Source organism: Faecalibacter macacae, from assembly GCF_003687725.1.
Classification (GTDB): domain Bacteria; phylum Bacteroidota; class Bacteroidia; order Flavobacteriales; family Weeksellaceae; genus Empedobacter; species Empedobacter macacae.
In genome coordinates, this window is sequence record NZ_RDOJ01000004.1 from 137,344 (window position 1) to 152,434 (window position 15,091).

The 15,091-nt window shown below is 31.0% G+C and carries 12 protein-coding genes; 6 read left to right on the forward strand and 6 right to left on the reverse strand.

The window, feature by feature from the left end; all coding sequences use genetic code 11:
* Positions 1–6: 6 nt before the first annotated feature.
* The 4 genes from EAH69_RS04470 to EAH69_RS04485 all read left to right on the forward strand — a co-directional run bounded on the left by EAH69_RS04470 (position 7) and on the right by EAH69_RS04485 (position 5,488).
* Positions 7–1,590: a peptide MFS transporter gene (locus tag EAH69_RS04470; RefSeq protein ID WP_121933988.1), complete on the forward strand. Its 1,584-nt coding sequence runs from the start codon at positions 7–9 to the stop codon at positions 1,588–1,590.
* A gap of 115 nt (positions 1,591–1,705) precedes the next feature.
* Positions 1,706–3,232, forward strand: a complete 1,527-nt coding sequence (locus EAH69_RS04475; RefSeq protein ID WP_121933989.1) for a peptide MFS transporter — start codon at positions 1,706–1,708, stop codon at positions 3,230–3,232.
* A 32-nt stretch (positions 3,233–3,264) separates the two neighbouring features.
* Complete coding sequence (locus tag EAH69_RS04480) at positions 3,265–5,028, forward strand: peptide MFS transporter (protein ID WP_121933990.1); 1,764 nt, start codon at positions 3,265–3,267, stop codon at positions 5,026–5,028.
* Between the two features lie 16 nt (positions 5,029–5,044).
* Positions 5,045–5,488, forward strand: a complete 444-nt coding sequence (locus tag EAH69_RS04485; RefSeq protein WP_121933991.1) for a thioredoxin family protein — start codon at positions 5,045–5,047, stop codon at positions 5,486–5,488.
* Here EAH69_RS04485 and EAH69_RS04490 read toward each other — a convergent pair.
* On the reverse strand, positions 5,478–7,481 hold the full coding sequence (locus tag EAH69_RS04490; protein ID WP_121933992.1) for a ComEC/Rec2 family competence protein: 2,004 nt from the start codon (positions 7,479–7,481) through the stop codon (positions 5,478–5,480). The two genes, EAH69_RS04485 and EAH69_RS04490, sit on opposite strands and share 11 nt — an antisense overlap.
* A gap of 76 nt (positions 7,482–7,557) precedes the next feature.
* Between EAH69_RS04490 and EAH69_RS04495 the strand changes: the two genes are divergently transcribed.
* The gene (locus EAH69_RS04495) at positions 7,558–7,995 is read left to right on the forward strand and encodes a DUF2141 domain-containing protein (protein WP_230466703.1); all 438 of its coding nucleotides are present in this window, start codon (positions 7,558–7,560) and stop codon (positions 7,993–7,995) included.
* 16 nt (positions 7,996–8,011) lie between these two features.
* Here the strand turns inward: EAH69_RS04495 and EAH69_RS04500 are convergent, their stop codons facing one another.
* From EAH69_RS04500 to lpxB, 4 genes are all read right to left on the reverse strand, one after another.
* Positions 8,012–9,367: a hypothetical protein gene (locus EAH69_RS04500; protein ID WP_121933993.1), complete on the reverse strand. Its 1,356-nt coding sequence runs from the start codon at positions 9,365–9,367 to the stop codon at positions 8,012–8,014.
* Positions 9,342–9,908 (reverse strand): RNA polymerase sigma factor, encoded by a 567-nt coding sequence (locus EAH69_RS04505; protein WP_121933994.1) that lies wholly within the window; start codon positions 9,906–9,908, stop codon positions 9,342–9,344. Before EAH69_RS04505 ends, EAH69_RS04500 begins: the two co-directional genes overlap by 26 nt.
* A gap of 18 nt (positions 9,909–9,926) precedes the next feature.
* Positions 9,927–10,370, reverse strand: a complete 444-nt coding sequence (locus EAH69_RS04510; RefSeq protein ID WP_147439086.1) for a hypothetical protein — start codon at positions 10,368–10,370, stop codon at positions 9,927–9,929.
* A gap of 123 nt (positions 10,371–10,493) precedes the next feature.
* On the reverse strand, positions 10,494–11,609 hold the full coding sequence (lpxB, locus tag EAH69_RS04515; protein WP_121933996.1) for a lipid-A-disaccharide synthase: 1,116 nt from the start codon (positions 11,607–11,609) through the stop codon (positions 10,494–10,496).
* 130 nt (positions 11,610–11,739) lie between these two features.
* Between lpxB and EAH69_RS04520 the strand changes: the two genes are divergently transcribed.
* Entirely contained in the window at positions 11,740–12,252 is a 513-nt protein-coding gene (locus EAH69_RS04520) for a DUF2480 family protein (RefSeq protein ID WP_121933997.1), read from the forward strand.
* Between the two features lie 45 nt (positions 12,253–12,297).
* Here the strand turns inward: EAH69_RS04520 and EAH69_RS04525 are convergent, their stop codons facing one another.
* Entirely contained in the window at positions 12,298–15,039 is a 2,742-nt protein-coding gene (locus tag EAH69_RS04525; RefSeq protein ID WP_121933998.1) for an outer membrane beta-barrel protein, read from the reverse strand.
* Between the last annotated feature and the right edge of the window lie 52 nt (positions 15,040–15,091).

Sequence of the window (15,091 nt, forward strand, 5' to 3'; positions counted from 1 at the left end):
CAAGATATGAGCCAAGACAAAAGTTTAGTTAGCCATCTACATAGTTTGGGGATGGATGACAAAATGGTAAATGGACATCCTGCTGGATTGTTTGTTTTGTTCTTTACAGAAATGTGGGAACGTTTTAGTTATTACGGAATGCGTGCATTATTAACGTTATTCTTAATTAGTACAATTGCTGATGGTGGTTGGGGTTGGACAAATTCTGAAGCGATGAAATTATACGGAACTTACACAGGTTTAGTTTATTTAACACCGTTATTAGGAGGTATAATTGCAGATAAAATCACAGGTTATAAAAAAGCGATTTTAATAGGAGCTTTGATTATGACTTTAGGGCATTTATCCATGGCTTTTGAAGGCTTTGCTCCTTGGTTCTTTTATTTAGGATTAGGTTTAATGATCCTTGGAAACGGAATGTTTAAACCAAATATTTCGTCGATGGTAGGAAATTTATATCCAGATACAAGTTCTAAAAAAGATGCAGGTTATACGATTTTTTACATGGGAATTAACGCAGGTGCATTCTTAGGAATGTTATTGTGTGGATACATCGGTGAAAAAGTAGGATGGCATTATGGTTTTGGATTAGCTGGAGTTTTTATGTTCTTTGGAATGTTACAATTTTACTTTGCTGAAAAGATTTTCGGAATCATTGGTGAATCTCCAAAAGATGTTCAAGCATACCACGATAAAAAAGTAGCGAATCATGAAGAAGAGGAAGAAGTTATTCCTGCAAACGTGGTAAGAGATCGTTTAATTGTAGTTGGAGTTCTAATGTTAGCGAGTGTCGTATTTTTCTTAGCCTTTGAACAAGCAGGAGGTTCAATGTCAATTTTTGCGAAAGATTATACACAGCGTGTATTAGAAGGAAATGCAGCAACAACTTTTAAATGGATTGATACGATTTTAACAATAGTTCCGATTGCAATTGTAACAGTAGTTTTATATGCGTTAGCGAAACAGATTTATAAGCAATATCCTTTAACAATTATTTGTACAGCGATTTCTTTTGTTATCATTTGGGGATTAGGATTATGGAAAATTTTTAGAGAGTTTAATTCTGTAGAAACAGAAGTTGCGGCTTCATGGTTCCAAATTTTAAATTCATTTTTCATTATTGCATTAGCTTCATCATTCAGTAAATTCTGGGAAAAAATATGGAATCCATCAGGACCAGTTAAATTTGCTTTAGGATTAATTTTAGTTGGATTAGGATTCGCAGCTTTAGCTTATGGAGCAATGGAAATTCCACAAGGAGCAAAAACGGCATCTGTAAGTATGGTTTGGTTAGTAATTGCTTATTTCTTCCATACAACAGGAGAATTATGTTTATCACCAGTAGGATTATCTTATGTATCTAAACTTTCTCCAAAGAAATTTATCGGATTATTATTTGGATTTTGGTTCTGTGCTTCTGCTATCGCCAATTTCATTGGAGGTTTCTTGGGATCATATATCGATCAAATCGTAGAAACACATTCGATGTCTTATTTCTTTATGATCTTTGCAATTATACCAGCAGTTACAGCGTTAATATTAATCGGATTAAATCCGATATTAAAACGTATGATGCATGGAATTAATTAATGATTCTTCAAAAAAAAGATATTAAATAAAAAAAACCTCTGCTTTATCAGAGGTTTTTTTTATTTTCGTTGATTGCTAACAAAATCTTAAAAATTTGTTAGCTAATTTTATTCAAATGAGTCAACAATTAACTTTAGAGGAAATTCAGAATTTTAAAGGAAAATATCCAAAGCAAATTTGGAGTCTTTTCTTTTCTGAAATGTGGGAACGCTTCTGTTTTTACGGAATGCGAGGAATGTTGGTTTTCTTCATGATTGATCAATTAAAATTTGGAGAAGGACAATCTCAGCTACAATACGCAGCGATACAGGCTTTTGTATACGCTTTTACTTTTGTTGGAGGATTATTCGCTGATAAAATATTAGGATTCAGGAAATCACTATTTTGGGGAGGTTCTTTAATGATTTTAGGAAGTATTTTACTTTCTGCAGATCCACATTCACTCTTTTTCTTAGGAATTGCTTTTACGGTTGTTGGTACAGGTTTCTTTAAGCCAAATATCTCAACAATGGTAGGTGAGTTGTATAAGAAAGGGGACGAAAGAACAGATGCTGGATTTTCTTTATTCTATGCAGGAATTAACATTGGTGCTTTTATTGGTGGTTACTTGTGTATCGCAATAGGGAAAGGGCATATTTTTAGTGATATTATCGATGTTGCACATCGTTGGAATGTTGCTTTTGGATTAGCTGCTTTTGTGATGTTGGTGAGTTTAATTAACTTCCATTTCACGAAGAAAAATTTAGGTCCAATTGGTTTACAACCAGAAGATGTAAATGCAAATGGAGAATCAGTTAAGAAGCCATTATGGAAAGAAATTGCTGTATATGGTGGGTCTTTATTATCAATTCCGTTAATCATGGCAATGGTTCAGAACACAGATTATACAGATTACTTCATGTATACAATCGGACCATTAACATTATTGTATTTATTCTACGAAATGACGAAAGTTACTAACGCTGAACGTAAAAAATTATATGCAGCTTTAGTATTTATATTCTTCTCTATTTTATTCTGGGGAATCTACGAACAAGCAGGAGGTTCATTAACTATTTTCGCAGCAAACAACCTTCATTCAAGCTTATTAGGTTTTAATTTAGATCCTAATGGAGTTAATAATTCAGGTGGAGCATTATTCATTATTTTCCTAGCACCTGTATTCGGAGCGTTATGGATTTGGTTAGCAAAACGTAAGTTAAATCCTAATACAGTAATCAAATTCGGTTTAGGATTTATCTTTTTAGGATTAGGTTATTACGTGTTATTCGGAACCAGATTATTTGCTGATGCAGCTGGTATGACTTCATTAGACTTCTTTACATTAGCGTTATTAGTTATTACATTTGGAGAGCTTTGTTTATCGCCTATTGGATTATCAATTATGACGAAATTATCAACTGATAATTTACAAGGAGTAATGATGGGAATGTGGTTTTTAGCTTCGGCTTATGGACAATATGTTGCCGGAATAATTGGTTCTAATATGTCGAATTCTGTTGTTGAAGGAGGAACTAATTTAGACAAATTAATGTCTTATACAGAAGGGTATAAAGACATTGCATTATATGCTATTGTAGCAGGTGTGATTTTAATTGCTATCTCGCCATTGGTTAGAAAACTAATGCAAGACGTAAAATAATAAAAACGAAAAATAAATATAAAACAAACAAAATGAGAGCGGTTAAAGAACAAGACTTTTTCGACTCGAAAGTATTAGGACACCCTTCTGGGTTATTTGTCCTTTTCTTTACAGAGATGTGGGAGCGTTTCTCTTTTTATGGGATGCGTGTATTATTAATTAACTTTTTAACATCAGCTATCATTAATGGTAGTCCGTTCTCTGGTTGGGGTTGGAATGCTGAGCAAGCAGGTGCTTTATATGGTACTTACGCGATGTTATTATACATCACACCAATCTTTGGAGGTATCATTGCCGATAAATACATTGGATATAGATGGGCAGTTGTAATCGGAGCTTTAATTATGACATTAGGTCACGCTTCGATGGCTTTAGATGGACATATTTTTATGTACATTGGTTTAGCCTGTTTAGTAATTGGGACAGGTTTCTTTAAACCAAATATGACGTCTATTTTATCAGAAATGTATAAGAAATATCCAGAGAAAAAGGATGGTGCATTTACAATCTTCTACATGGGGGTTAATGCAGGAGCGTTCTTTGGTATGATGTTATGTGGTTATTTAGCCGAAAAAGTTGGATGGCACTGGGGATTCGGTTTAGCTGGTATCTTTATGTTATTAGGAACTTTACAATTCTGGTTTGCTAAACCAATTTTTGGAACAATTGGAGATCCTCCAACTGCAGAACAAAAAGAAGCAATAGCTAAAGCAGCTAAAGAATCAATGGATCCAAATGATAAACCAAATCCATTTACAATGATTGACAAAGTGTTAATTGGAGTAATGACAGTTTTAGGTTTAGGATATGCATTTAATGATCCATTATCTAAAGTGGGTAACATGAACTTATTCAACTTTGAAGTTGGACCATTAAAAGGGCAAGATTTCGCTATTTTATTAGCTTTAATTTTATTCTTATTCGTTGTAATTTCACGTTTAACTCGTTATACGAAAATCGTTCGTGATCGTATGATTGCAGTAATTATTTTCGCTTTCTTCGTAATCTTCTTCTGGATGTCTTTTGAACAAGGAGCATCATCATTAGTTATTTTTGCTCGTGATAATGTAGATAGAACATTAGAAGGAACTTCGTTAACAATTTTCAATATCGTAAATGCTGGTTTAACAATTATCCCATTAGCAATTATTACTTATGTAGTAGCGATGTTAACCAAACAAACGTTTGGCAAAGCACCATTAACGAATATTGTTCAAATGATTTGTTTCATTGGTATATGGGGGATTGCATTATGGATGTTATACCGCGAGTTTACTGCAGAGTCTTCTGAGATTACAGTATCTTGGTTCTCTATCTTAAATTCATTCTTTATCATTGCTTTTGCATCATCTGTTTCTAAGATTTGGGATTCTAAATTAAATCCACCAGCAGCTGTAAAATACGGATTAGGTTTAATCATTATGGCAATCGGTTTCGGTTTATTAGCTTTCGGATCTCACGGAATTCAAGAAGGAGTTAAAGTGTCAATGATTTGGTTAATTTTAGCGTACCTATTCCACACATTAGGAGAGTTATGTTTATCACCAGTAGGTTTATCTTACGTTTCTAAATTAGTACCAGCGCGTATGATTGCATTCATGTTCGGTATGTGGTATTTAGCAATTGCAATTGGTAATAAATTAGCAGCAATTATTGGAGGACAAATTGAGAAAATTACAGAAGCATATTCATTATCAACATTCTTCTTAATTTTTACAATTGTACCAATTGTAGCAGGTGTAATCGTTATTGGTTTAAATCCAGTAATGAAGAAATTAATGCACGGAGTTAAATAATTTTAATAGAACTAATATGAGAATTTTAATCACTGTATTAACTATCTTTTTATCTTCTTTTTCGTTAGCACAAGAGATAAAATGGTTGTCTTTGGATGAGGCTACTAAAGTGAGTAATGCTAATCCAGAAAAGCCTATTCTTTTCAATATCTATACGTCTTGGTGTGGTTACTGTAAAAAGTTAGATAAAGAAACTTTCGTTGATCCAACAGTTGCAAAATATGTAAATGAGAACTACATTCCGGTTAAATTTAATGCAGAAACAAAAGAAATGGTATCGTTTTTAGGTATTAATTTTACATATATTTCTGCTGCAAAAGCTAATTATTTGGCTTATGTAATGACAAACGGAAGATTAAGTTACCCAGCTACAGTAATTATGGATAACAAAGGAAATGCAGAAAAACTAATATTTGGTTATCGTTCTCCTTCAGATTTTGGTTCTGATATTAAAATTTAATCTGAAAATAACCTTGTTCAGAGGTTTTAAATAATAAAGAATCGGATTCTGTTTTCAAGATAGATTCTAATTCTAAAACATAACTAGGGTAGTTGCTTCCATCAGCAATTACCCTTTTTATTTGGGGTAATTTATCCAAATTTTCGGGTTTAAAACTTGAATTTCTAACTAAAATATAATCTGTTTTTTCTGGAATTTGATTCAAATCTTGACCTACAAAAAAGGACATGTTTTCTATTCTTAAAATCGATTTTGATTTATACAATTCAGGATGAATGATAGCCGAATCAATATGAAAATATTCTGTATTTATAATTCGATTTCGAACTTCAAAAGGACGAATTGTATATTGTTTTGTTAGACTTGAATCCAAGTTTTCGGAACTAAAAATCTTTAGATTTTGTCCATTTCTAACACCGATTAAACTCTCTTTAAATTGCTGAAAAATTACGATTTCTTTACTTTTTCTAATTCGATTTAAATCTACAAATCGATAAGCTTGAATAAGCAATATAGAACCCAAAATCAGTAAAATGGAAATCTTTGAATTCTTGAGAACAAGCGGTCTTAATTGATGTAAAATAACTAAGATTAAGATAGCAGTTAATGAACTAATATAAAGTTGTTTTAAGACAAATGAATCAAAATTTGAGAGCCATTTAATATATGAGTTACACGCCTCGATATAGAAGTTAAAAATGGTAGTAAATAATGAAAAATTGACATCTAAACTAAGTAATAAAATGGCAATTATTGAACCTACAATCATGAAAAATGAAGCCGGTATAAGGACTAAATTTCCTAATAAAAACAACCCCGAAAATTGATTGAAATAGTAAGTTGCAAAAGGCATTGTGCCTAATTGAGCACTAATACTTGTAGTAGATAAATCGTAAAAATATCGACTAATTTTATGTTTTGGTTGATAGATTTTCTTGTAAATTGGATTCAACCAAACGATAAAAAATACAGCAGAAAAGCTCAATTGAAATCCAACATCAAACAAATATTGAGGCTGAAATATTAAGATTATAAATGCACTTAACGCAATTGTATGATAGATATTTTTTGGTCGTTTAATTAATTCTGATATGTAATAAATAGATATCATTAATGCTGAACGAAATACCGGAGGTTGCATATCTACATAAAAAGCGAAGATCCAAATTATGATTAATGATAAGATTATTCGTATATATTTTCCGTTTTTCAACCATAAAATTGGCTTTAAAATGTATTGTAAGATTATATAAATCATCACGACATGTAGTCCAGAAATGGATAAGATATGAACAACTCCTGTTGCTACATAACTATCGTTTAACTCTTGTGTAATTTCGCTTCTATCACCCAAAAGCATAGAGGAAATGATAGATCTTGTTTCGGTCGAATAGCCAAATTCTTTCATCTTTTCTCTGATATTATCTTTCGATTTTACGGTAAACTTTTTCCAATGATTATGATTAGAACTGTGTTTTAAAACGTGTTCTGCATAAATCATATGATCAATATTTTGACGATTTAAATAGGCAGAATAATCAAATTGATAAGGATTTTTAGGCGTTGTTAATGGGTAAGTTTTACCATAAATAATCAAAGTATCTTTTGGATAATAGTTAGTTGAATCTATAGGAATATGAATTAAACCAGTGTGATTATTTGTTAAATTTTTCGTTTTAAATTTATAGTATTTGTGAGTTGTTTTGTATTTATTATCTAAAATTACTTGATAGACTTTAGCTGTCTCATCTAATTCGAAAGTGTTTGTATGAGTGGTTTTGTTAGTCGTATTGATAAGAAATCCTACAATCATAAATTGAATACAAAATCCTAAAGTTTTTAATATTGTGCTATTGATTAATTGGCTGAAAAACAAGCAAAAGAAAAGAATGATAAAATAAATTCGTAAATTTGCAGCAGGAATTAAATTTTCAGAAAAGTAAATTCCTAGACTAAAACAAATTACTAGATATGAAAATAAGTATTTTTTCATGCTAATAATTTACAAAATGAATCTCTAATAATAGGTTTTAACTATTTGAAATTCATTTATTTAAAATTAAATGTATATGAAGAATTTTTTATTGTTTATTACATTGTTTGTTTCGCAGTTATCTATGGCTCAAACAGATGTAAAACTTACAATTAAAAACCTTAGATCAGTTGAAGGAAATTTGTCTATCGAGTTCTATAGAAATGTAGAAAATTATACGAAAGGACAAAACGCATTTAAGAAATTATATGTTCCGATAAAAGATTTGAATCAGTATGAGACAACTTTTAAAAACATTGAAGAAACATATTATGCGGTAAAAGTATTTGTAGATACTAACGGAAATAAAACGTTAGATAGGAGTTTTCTTGGTGTTCGTAAGGAGCCTTATGGTTACTCTGGAGATTCAGAACCTTTCCTACGAGAACCTACTTTTGAAGAAGCAAAAGTATACGCAACTAAACAGAATAATAACATCATTATTGAGTTAAATAACAATAAAGGCGAAGAATAATCTTCGCCTTTATTATTTAAAATTTATAGGAAAATCCAAGTCCAATTCCGAGTAAAGAATTGTCTTTATTTGAAAAATCTTTTAAAGGATTGATTAGAAATTTATAATTTGGTTCAAGATTAATTCCTGCTTTCTGCGAAAGTAAATACTCAAATTTTAAACTCGCATTAGCCGAATAACTAAAATCATTTAAGTTTTCAGCTTTTCCAAGTTTATTTCTACCAAATGTATTATTGTCAATATAAATATCATTTTTTGTTAAAATCATATAGCTACCACCTCCAATAACAGAGAAGTTGAAACGAGAATTATTTATTAATCGATATTCTATCTCTAAAGGAATTTCAACGAATTCTACTTTTTGATTCATTATATTTTCCTCCGTAGCGTAAAATGAAATCGGATAAGCTTCATGATTCGGTAATACTTGCAAATTCCCGTTGTATTTAATATTATTTTTATTCAATTTAACAGCTGATGATAACGGCTCTATAGACGAATTTTGAGTTGTCGAAATCCTTGATGTTACAATATCTTTTGTATTTTGATCAAAATCTAATTTAGAAATTCCAGTTCTTACTTTCAGTTTATCGTTTACTTGGTAAGCAATTTTAGCACCATAAGCCATCGATATTTTATTTTCGATTTCGTGTGAATCAAATGAATTAGAAAGTATAGATTCATCTTTAAAAAATATCGTAGGTGAAACAAAAGTAGAAACTGCAAACTTCATTTGTGGATCAAGTTTAGGTTCAATTTTTACTTTTTCTTCATCCTCTTTTATAATTTCTTCGATAGATTTCTCATCAATAACTTCCTCTTTTTTAACAGTTTGATTTTTAGCGATATATTGCTCTGTTAAATGCTGTTTATCTTCAACTTGTTGATTTTGTGTTGATTTATTGTTTTCATCAAGTAATTGAATTGAAGAAAAAGAAATGTTATTTTCAGCTTCAATAAAGATTATATCTGTATTATGATCTAAGTTATCATCATTTGATTGAGTGTAACTATTTGATTTGTAGTATTTATTTGTGTTGTTAACAATGTTAATAACATTGTTAGTATCTGTTGACTCAGGTTTAAATAGGGTATTCGATTTAGAAATTATATTATTTTTTTGTGATGATTTATCAATAGTTTTTGTTTTAACTATATTATTATCAATGGTGTTTATTTCTTTTGTGTTTAAAAAGTAAAAAACACTCGCAATTCCAATACATGCGGCAGAAGAAGAAATCCAAAAGATAAAAGGAACAGCTCTTTTTTTCTTCTTATCGTCTAATTTTTCTTCAATGTTTTTCCATGCATCAAGTGGTGGGGCTTGTTGTTGAGAGAGTTTCTTTTTAATATGCTGATCGAATTTGTTCATTTACTACTGGAGATTTTAGATGATGTAATTTTTGTTTTAAAATACTTCGTGCACGTGAGAGATTAGATTTAGATGTGCCTACAGAAATTTTGAGTAATTCTGCAATCTCTTGATGCGAATAATCTTCAATAACATAAAGATTAAAAACCTGTCGGTATTGGGTGGGTAGAGTCTGAATGATGGTTAGAATTTCATCGTATTCATAATCAAATTCGTCGTTATCTTCTATATCGGTTATATCAGGAATTTGATCTACTTCATCGTTTAAAAACTTAAGTTTTTTGCGGTATTTTTCTAACGAAAGATTAACCATAATTTTCTTCATCCAACCTTCAAATGAACCTTCAAAATTGTATTGATCAATCTTATTAAAAATTAAGATGAAACCCTCCTGAAAAGTATCCTGCGCATCTTCGTAGTTGTCTGAATAACGTAGACAAATAGAAAAAAGAATAGGAGAGAACTGACTGTATAGTAGTTCTTGTGCCTTCCTATCCTTTTTTTTGCATAGCAGTACAATTTTTTCTATTGGGTTTCCCAAAACTTATATAAACGTATTTTATTCTGCTGGAATTGTAATTGTTTTTGAGATGTAAATATCTGCACCTCCTGGATCTTTACCAGCCCAAACTCTAATTGTTTGTTCACCAGAAGTAGTTGGAGTAAATTTTAATGTTTTTACTGTTGGACGAATATCATTAGTACAACTAACGTTATTCTCTTGTGATCCAAATATTCCTACCTTAAGTTCATTTACTTCAGCTGGTAAAATTCTTCTGAATTCTACGAATTCTTGACAGCTTCCCGCTAAATTAAATGTTACTTTTACATTTGTTGTTTGTGATACAGGTTGAATTGAATCTAAGTTGACATCAATTGCAGTAGCTGGTATAAAACCATAAGTGTAGAAAGGTTCGTTTGAGTCGTCATCTAAACAGCTGATTGTTGTTAAACCAACAAATACTAAAGCTAATAAGTAGCTGAATAATTTTGTCATCTTCATAGTCATAATTTTTTTAAAGTTATTTAAAGATAAGATGTATAAAATTGAAAAGGTTGCGTAAGTATTTAAATTTTAACATTTAGACATGAAAAAATCCCCTTACAAGAAGTAAGAGGATTGATATTATTTAGAGTTTAAATCGTCTGTAATTAATTTAGCAGTTCGTTCCGAAGCGCCAACACCACCAAGTTTGTGATACAATTCTTCGTAATCTTTTAAGATTTGATCACGTTTAGGTGTATTTAAAATTAAATTCAATTCGTGTTTGATCGTTTCGTACGTTAAATCGTATTGAATCAATTCTTTTACCACTTCACGATCCATAATCAAATTCACTAAAGAGATAAATCGAATATTTTTAACGACACGTTTTCCTATTTCGTAAGACAACGCATTTCCTTTATAACAAACAACTTCTGGTACTTTTAATAAAGCTGTTTCTAAAGTAGCAGTTCCTGATGTAACCAAGGCAGCATGAGAAATTCGTAGTAAATCGTAGGTTCTGTTTTCAACAATTCTTAAATCATTTCCAGCGATGGTTTTGTAATTTTCAGTTGGTTGTGAAGGCGCGCCTGCAACAACAAACTGAAAGTCCGAAAAATCTTTTTCTACCGATAACATCAAAGGTAATTTAACCTTAATTTCTTGCGTTCTACTTCCTGGTAAAACCGCAATAATCGGTCGATCATCTAATCCATATTTAGCCTTAATTTCTTCTTTATTCACCTTAGGTAAATTATTCAAAGAATCTAATAATGGATTTCCTACAAAATCTACTTTATAATCGTAACGTTGGTAAAATTCTTCTTCGAATGGAAGAATAACGAACATCTTATCAACTAATTTTTTGATTTTGTGTACACGTCCAGTTTTCCAAGCCCAAATCTGAGGAGAAATATAATAGTAAATTTTAATTCCTAAAGACTTGATAAAAGGCGCAACTTGTAAGTTGAAGCCTGGATAATCAACCATAATTACACAATCAGGTTGATACGCTTGTATATCTTTTTTACAGAATGAAAGGTTTTTTGTGATTGTACGAAGATTCATAATCACTTCTGCAAATCCCATAAAAGCTAAATCGCGATAATGTTTAACAATTTCACCTCCTTGAGCTTCCATTAAATCGCCACCCCAACAACGAAATTCAGCGTTTGGGTCTTTGATTTTGATTTCTTTCATTAAGTTCGAAGCGTGTAAATCGCCCGAAGCTTCACCTGCAATGATATAATATTTCAAAGGAATATATTTTTCTTAGATACAAAGATAATTAATTACAAATAAGAATTTAGTTATTATCGAAACACTAATTTCGAGATCCAAGATGTTGATTAATATTTGTAATTTTACGTAATCAAATTTGAACAAAATGTCAGACGAAATAATAAATAAAATTGCCAATAGTGGCTTAATCAATTTGGATTTAGAGGATTTTTATCCAGAAGGTCCTCGTGTTGTTTTTGATTTAAAAGATTGGCTTTACGAGGAGTTAATTTTGAGAGAAAAAGACTTCCGTCAGAATTTAAAAGACCACGATTGGTCGCAATACGAAGGGAAATATGTTGCAATGACAAATACGGCTGATGCCATTGTTCCGTCGTGGGCATATATATTAGTTGCGACTTATTTGCAGCCAATTGCAAAGCGTGTAATTCATGGAAGTTTGCAAGATTTGGATCAGATTTTATATACAGAAATAATTAATGCATTACCGACAGATGAGTATGTAGATGGACGTATTATCGTAAAAGGATGTTCTAAAAAACCGGTTCCAGATTCGGCTTACATTCAGTTAGTAGAAAAATTACAACCTGTTGCCAATTCTATTATGTTTGGCGAGGCGTGTAGTACAGTTCCACTTTATAAAAAGAAAAAAGCATAAAAAAAGCCACTCGATCGAGTGGCTTTCTTAGTTATATATTTCGAATTAAAATCCTCTTTGATTTCTCATTCCTCCACCGCGAGGTTGGTCGAAGTTTTGATTGTTGTTTGATTTTCCGCCAAATTGATTCAAGTTAAACGTAACTGAGAACATCACGAAACGAGTTAAAATACTGTTTCTTTCATCACGAATATATTCATCAGAAATTGTTCTTGTATAACTGTTATTTTGGTTTAATAAATCATATACTTTAACTCCGGCTTCTAATTTATTATTGAAGAAAGAATACATCATTTGCATATTCCATAAGAAGAAATCTCTTTTGAAACCAGCTGCCATTCTTGAATTGTTGTTGTAAGAAAATTCGTTTGTCCAAGTTAAATTTTTAGGCCAAGTTGTTATTGTTCTTAAACTAAAATTATGAACTGTGTTTGATTGTTGATCAATTGTGTAATTTTCATAATTCGAGTTTGAGAATCTTAAATTATACGATGGCGATAAGGTTAAATATTCGTTCCATTTATATGTTAATCGTACGTTTGGTGAAATACTTGAGTTGTATGCTGTGTATAATCTAGAGTTTCTGTAAGCTTGTTGTCTCGCATAGCTTGTTTGTACACCAGCATTAAGGTTTAATTTGTTTCCAGCTTTACTTAATTGTTTGCTATAAAAGAAACCAGCATTTACGTTATAATTACCTTCAATATTCGTGTAAGTCGAACGTGTAATTAAGTTTTCATCAACCGAAGAATAATTAACAATGCTAGATTCATTGTAATTATATCCTAAGTTAACATTAAATCCTTGCTTTGTTTTACGATCAAAATTCGAGAAATTTAATGATAAACGGTGCGCACGATTTGGATCTAAATCAGGATTACCCACGAAAATATTTAAAGGATTTGATAAATTTTCAATGGCTAATAATTGATTTGTAGAGGCTAAACTTGTATTGTAACGGTAATTGAAAGACAAATTATTATTGTCTAATTTGTATCGAATATTAGCTTCAATCATCGGTAAAGTCTCTTGTACAGTTAGGTTATAATTATCACCTCTGTATAAACCAAAGTTTCTTTGATTGTAAAAATCTGTACCTGCTTTTAACGTACCCGAAATTTTATTTTTCGTTAATTGTAATTCAGCATACGGTGTAATTTTGTTCAGATTTGTTTCTGTAAAACGTGTAAATAAATCGTTTTGAGTTACAAATTGTCCTGTTATTTCATCATAATCCCACGTAATTTCATCGTTTTCGATAAAGTTATAATTGTATCGAGAACCAACTGCAAGTTTTAAAGAATCACTGATTGGTCGTGTATAATTCAGATCAAAATTAAAGTTGTTATTCTTCGAATTATTATTCTCTAATTGATTACGAATATCATCAGGATTATTGCTGTTATAGAAAACAGTACTCGAGTTAATTCTGTTATTCTGTTTTGATTGAGCGAAAGATAAATCTGCCGTTGCATTAAGGTATGATTTGTCTTTGAAACCTTGGTATAAAGTTATTTCCGAACCAATATTATCCGATTTTGATTCGTTTCTATTATTTGCTAAACTTTCATTTCGTAATTGCCCATTTTCATCAATCGATTTGCTATCGCTTAATGTTGAAGCATTGTTTACAGTGTGCGTATATTTTGGAGCAAAAAATATTTTAGTCAAGTTGTTATTCCATTCTAAAGTTCCTCCAAAATTATGTGCAAAATTTTCTGATTTTGATAACGAATTAGATTCAGTCGTATAAATATTATCTGGTAATAAATTCTCTTGACGCGTGTAATTTTCGTTTTTATTGTAGGTATGATTGAAGTTGTAATTAGCACCAACAGAAAGTTTTTCGTTTAATTTATCGTTGTAATTAAATCCGATATTCGAACTGTTTGTTATACCATTTCCACCACGACGTCCCATTCGACCACGCCCAAATGATCCTGCGCCGTTTGATAATCCTGTGCTTGCAATATCGTTAGAAGAACCAATTAAACTGAACTTTTTATTTCCTTTAAAATAATTTGCCATCAGATTTGCTTCGTAACGATTGTCCGTTCCGTAACCAACTGTAGCTTCAGCCATGTAGCCTTGTTTTTTGTCTTCTTTCAAAGTTACATTGATCGAAGATTTATCTGAGCGAGAACGTTCTCCAGAGAATTTTTCATTACGAGTTTTGAAGTCCGAAACTTGTACTTTTTTGATGATATCAGCCGGAATATTTTCTAAAGCAACTTTGCCATCTGTACCAAAAAATGGTTCACCATCAATCAAAATTTCGTTAACTTCTTTACCGTTTACAGTAATTTTTCCATCATCATCAACATCAACACCTGGCAATTCGCGTAAAAGTGCTTCTAAATTTGCATTTGGTTTTACGGCATAAGAACTTGCATTGTATTCAATAGTATCATTTTTAACAACTACAGGATCAACAGTTAATAAAACTTCTTTTAATTCGTAACGTTGAATACTTAATTCTACTGTTCCGAAATCATATGGCGTAGTTAATTTTTCGAAGCTTTTTTTGTAAATTCCTTCAATAGGATCTTCGATGATAACATAAACAGGTTTATCCTGAATGGGAATATCTATATTGAAATTTCCATTCTCATCACTGTAAGTTGAAGCAATTTGTAAAGAATCGGCAGTATTACCAATAATAATTGACGCATCAACTAAAGGAAGTTGGATTTGATCTTGGATTTTTCCTTTTAAACTGATTTTATCTTGTGCAAAAGCATAAGATGTAAATAAAGTAAAAAGTAGAAACGAGAGTATCTTTGGCATAAATTGATTTTATAGTCTATTTATTTAGACCAAAAATCTTACCTAAAGTTTA